Here is a 4,464-nt window from a genome sequence, read left to right as displayed (position 1 = left end):
CCGCATGTATAGACGCCGTGTAGAGCGGTCCGAGGGCGAGCCGGGGCGGCCGTACGCGCGGCGCGGCACCCCGGGCTTTTCGCGTGCGAGCGGGGCGCGGGGGCGCGTACGGGCCGTCCCACCGGTTCCGTACGGGGTGCCGCGCCGCGCGTACGGCCGCCCCGGCTCGCCCTCGGACCGCTCTACACGGCGTCTATACATGCGGTGTATACCCCTCGTGTAGAGTCCTTTCCATGTTCTTTGGCCCCACCCTGTTCCGGCTCGGCGAGCCCTCTGCCGCGGAGGTGTGCGGATGAGCGCGACCGGCGCACTGCTCACCGCCGAAGGTCTGCGCAAGACCTACGGCCGCACCCCCGCCCTGGACGGCGTCGACTTCCGCATCCGTCCCGGCGAGGTCGTGGCCGTCATGGGCCCCTCCGGCTCCGGCAAGTCCACCCTGCTGCACTGCCTCGCCGGCATCGTCACCCCCGACGCCGGCACCATCACCTACGACGGCCGGCAGCTGACGGCGCTCACCGACGCCGAGCGCTCCGCCCTGCGCCGCACCGACTTCGGCTTCGTCTTCCAGTTCGGCCAGCTCGTCCCCGAGCTCACCTGCCTGGAGAACGTCGCCCTCCCGCTCCGCCTCAACGGCGTCCGGAGGAAGACCGCCGAGCGCCAGGCCCGCCACTGGCTCGACCGCCTCGACGTCGCCAAGATCGCCGACCACCGGCCCGGCGAGATCTCCGGCGGCCAGGGCCAGCGCGTCGCCATCGCCCGCGCCCTGGTCACCACCCCCCGCATCGTCTTCGCCGACGAGCCCACCGGCGCCCTCGACTCCCTCAACGGCGAGCGCGTGATGAACCTCCTCACCGAAGCCGCCCGCGACACCCGCGCGGCCGTCGTCCTCGTCACCCACGAGGCCCGCGTCGCCGCCTACTCCGACCGCGAGATCACCGTCCGCGACGGCATCGCCCGCGACCTGGCGGGCGCGACATGAGGGGCGAGCGGCCGCCGCGCCCGACCGGCTCCGGGCACGGCCGGCAGAGCGCGCTCGGCGATCTCGCCATGGGGGCGCGGTTCGCCCTCGCCGGAGGGCGGGAGGGCTGGACGCGCCTCCTGCTCACCGCCGTGGGCGTCGGCCTCGGCGTGGCGCTGCTGCTGGTCACCACGGCCATCCCCAGCGCCGTCGCGGCCCGCGAGGCCCGCGGCCACGCCCGGGCGGACATCTTCCAGCAGGTCGAGCAGCCCGGCCCGGACACCCTGCTCGTCGGCGCCACCGACACCGAGTTCCACGGCAGGTCGATCCGCGGCCGGATGCTGCGGGCCGAGGGGCCGAACGCCCCGGTGCCGCCGGGTCTGACGAAGCTGCCCGCCCCCGGCGAGATGGTCGTCTCCCCCGCGCTGGCCGAGGTCCTCGCGGCCGGCGGGAACGGCCTGCTGCGCGAGCGGCTGCCCTACCGGCAGGTGGGCGTCATCGCCGACGAGGGACTGAGCGGCCCCGGCGAGCTGGCCTACTACGCGGGCAACGGCACCCTCGCCGTCGAGCGCGGCCAGGTGTACCGGATCGACGCCTTCGGCTACGACAACCCCGCGCAGCCGTTCGACCCGGTGCTGATGCTCCTGGTCCTCATCATGTTCGTGGCGCTGCTGATGCCGGTGGCCGTGTTCATCGCGGCCGCCATCCGCTTCGGCGGCGACCGCCGCGACCGGCGGCTGGCGGCGCTGCGGCTGGTCGGCGCCGACCGGGGCGCCGTACGGCGGATCGCGGTCGGCGAGGCGCTGACCGGCGCCCTGCTGGGGCTGGTGCTGGGGGCGGGGTTCTTCCTCGTCGGGCGGAACCTGGTCGGCTCGGTGACCGCCTTCGAGATCACGCTCTTCCCGGCCGACCTCGACCCGAGCCTGCCGCTGGTGCTGCTGGTGCTGCTCGCCGTGCCGGCGGCGGCCGCCGGCGTCACCCTGCTCACCCTGCGCGGGGTGGCCGTCGAGCCGCTGGGCGTCGTGCGCACCGCGCGGCCGGCCCGGCGCCGGCTGTGGTGGCGGCTGCTGGCGCCCGTCGCCGGCCTGGCCCTGCTCGTGCCCCTGGCCGTCCGGGGCAGCGGCGGCGGCCCGTTCAACGAAGTCCAGGTGATCGGCGGCGCGACGCTGCTGCTCACCGGGGTCGTGGCCCTGCTGCCCTGGCTGATCGAGGCGGTCGTGACCCGGCTCCGCGGCAGCGGGGTCGCCTGGCAGCTGGCCGTGCGCCGGCTCCAGATGAGCAGCGGCACGGCCGCCCGGCTGGTGAGCGGCATCGCCGTGGCGGTGGCCGGCGCGATCGGGCTCCAGATGTTCTTCGCCGGCATCCAGAGCGATTACCGCCAGGACACCGGCGGCGACCCCCGGCGGGCCCACCTCCAGGTCAGCGGGCATCCGGCCGCGGGCTGGGAGGTGCCGCGGGACATCACCCGGCGGGTGCGGGCCACCGAGGGCGTGCGACAGGCGTACACCCTCGTCGGCACGACCGCGGCGCCGACCCCCCGCGACCCCGAGCAGCGGCTCTCGGTGACCGTCGCCGACTGCGACGCGCTGCGCGAGACCGCCCAGCTGCCCTCCTGCGCCGACGGCGACGTCTTCCGCGTCGACAGCGGCCGGCCCCGGCCGGACGAGTCCCTCGAACTCGCCCGGCCCGGCGAGCGGCTCTACCTCGGCAGGTCCTTCGACGGCCAGGGGAGCCGGCCGGTGGCGTGGACCCTGCCCGAGCGGATCGGCACGGCGCGGCCGAGGGCCGACGCGTCCGGCTACGAGCGCGGCGGGCTGCTCGCCACCCCGGGCGCGCTGCGGACGACGGGCGAGCCGGAGGTCCGGTACACCATGATGGTCCGCCTCGACGAGAGCGACCCGGAGGCGGTCGAGCGGGTGCGGACCACCATCGCCCGGACCGACCCCCTGGCCCAGGTCTTCGGGGTGGAGGCGTACACGTACGCCAGCCGCTTCGCCAATGTCCGGCAGGTGCTGTTCGCCGGTGCCGCCGCCGTGCTGGCGCTGATCGGCGCGAGCATGCTGGTCTCCCAGCTCGAACAGTTGCGGGAGCGCAGAAAACTGCTGGCGGCGCTGGTCGCCTTCGGCACCAAGCGCTCGACGCTGGGCTGGTCGGTGCTGTGGCAGAGCGCGATCCCGGTCGCGCTGGGGCTCGTCCTGGCGGCGGCCACGGGCGTGGGCCTGGGCGCGGTGCTGCTCACCATGGTGGGCCGCCCGGTCGTGCCGGACTGGCCGGGCCTCGCGGCGATGACGGGCATCGGCGGCGGGGTGGTGCTGCTGGTGACCGCGCTCAGCCTGCCGCCGCTGTGGCGCATGCTCCGGCCGGAGGGCCTCCGTACGGAGTAGCCCCGGGGCCCGCTTTCGGGTGACGCGCCACGGGTCGGGACGCTCTCCCGGCCGCGGCCGGCACGGCCCGGGGCCCGCTGTCCGGTGACACCACCGGCCGGCGGGCCTCGGGCCGTCCCGCTGCCCGGACCGGGCCGGCCCGCTGCCCGAGCCGGGTCAGCCCGCTATCCGGACCGGCAGCGGGCGCAGTTCCTCGCGCAGCGCCTCCGCGAAGGCGGTGAACTCCCGCTGCCGGGCCGCCCCCGTCCGCATCACCAGCGCTATCCGGCGGGCCGGGGCGGGGTCGGCGAAGTAGCCCGTGGCGAGCTGGTCGTTGCGGCCCGTCTCGACCCGCAGCGCGGTGCGCGGCAGCAGGGTCACGCCGAGCCCGCCGGCCACCAGCTGCACCAGCGTGGAGAGCCCGGCGGCGCTGGCGGTGACCGGCGCCCCGGTCTCCCGGCCCGCCTCACGGCAGATGTCGAGCGCCTGGTCGCGCAGGCAGTGCCCCTCGTCGAGCAGCAGCAGGTCCAGCTCGCGCAGCGCCTCGCGGGGGATGTCACCCCGCCCGCCCAGCCAGTGGTCGCGCGGGGTGACCAGCACGAAGTCCTCGTCGAAGAGCGGCAGTTCGGTGACGCCGGGCGCACCGAGGGGCACCGCGAGGAGCAGCAGGTCGAGCCGGCCCTGCCCGAGCCCGTCGAGCAGCGAGGAGGTCTGCTCCTCGTGGACCTGCAGGTCGAGCGCCGGATACCGGTCGCGGACCAGGCGGAGCACGGTGGGCAGCAGATACGGCGCCACGGTGGGGATCACCCCGAGCCGCAGGGTGCCGGTGAAGGGCGCGCGGGCCGCCTCCGCCTCCTCCATCAGCTCACCGACGGCCTCCAGGACCGTACGGGCCCGGGCCGCCAGCCGCTCCCCCGCGGGACTGAGCAGCACCTTGCGCGTCGTACGCTCGAGGAGCTGCACGCCGAGGGTCTCCTCCAGCGCCGAGACCGCCCCCGAGAGGGCGGGCTGGCTCATGCCGATCGCGGCGGCGGCGTCCCGGAAGTGCAGCGTGTCGGCCACGGCGGCGAAGGCCCGCAGCTGCGCCAGGCTCGGCAGCCGGCCGCTGCCCCGGGCGGCCAGGGGCACGAGCAGGGCCAGGCC

At 76.2% G+C, this 4,464-nt stretch carries 3 protein-coding genes; 2 read left to right on the top strand and 1 reads right to left on the bottom strand.

The window, feature by feature from the left end:
• Nucleotides 1–292: 292 nt before the first annotated feature.
• Nucleotides 293–979: an ABC transporter ATP-binding protein gene (locus tag ACSNOD_RS28765; RefSeq protein ID WP_436770003.1), complete on the top strand. Its 687-nt coding sequence runs from the start codon at nucleotides 293–295 to the stop codon at nucleotides 977–979.
• Complete coding sequence (locus ACSNOD_RS28760) at nucleotides 976–3,342, top strand: FtsX-like permease family protein (RefSeq protein WP_436770002.1); 2,367 nt, start codon at nucleotides 976–978, stop codon at nucleotides 3,340–3,342. The genes ACSNOD_RS28765 and ACSNOD_RS28760 overlap by 4 nt, the downstream gene beginning before the upstream one ends.
• Nucleotides 3,343–3,498: 156 nt before the next feature.
• Here the strand turns inward: ACSNOD_RS28760 and ACSNOD_RS28755 are convergent, their stop codons facing one another.
• The gene (locus tag ACSNOD_RS28755; protein ID WP_436770004.1) at nucleotides 3,499–4,455 is read right to left on the bottom strand and encodes a hydrogen peroxide-inducible genes activator; all 957 of its coding nucleotides are present in this window, start codon (nucleotides 4,453–4,455) and stop codon (nucleotides 3,499–3,501) included.
• Nucleotides 4,456–4,464 lie beyond the last annotated feature (9 nt).

The sequence above is a fragment of the Streptomyces sp. URMC 123 genome, from assembly GCF_051386515.1.
In the GTDB taxonomy this organism is placed as follows: domain Bacteria; phylum Actinomycetota; class Actinomycetes; order Streptomycetales; family Streptomycetaceae; genus Streptomyces.
The sequence above is the reverse complement of the archived record's forward strand: the minus strand, read 5'-3'. Positions and strand labels throughout refer to the sequence as shown.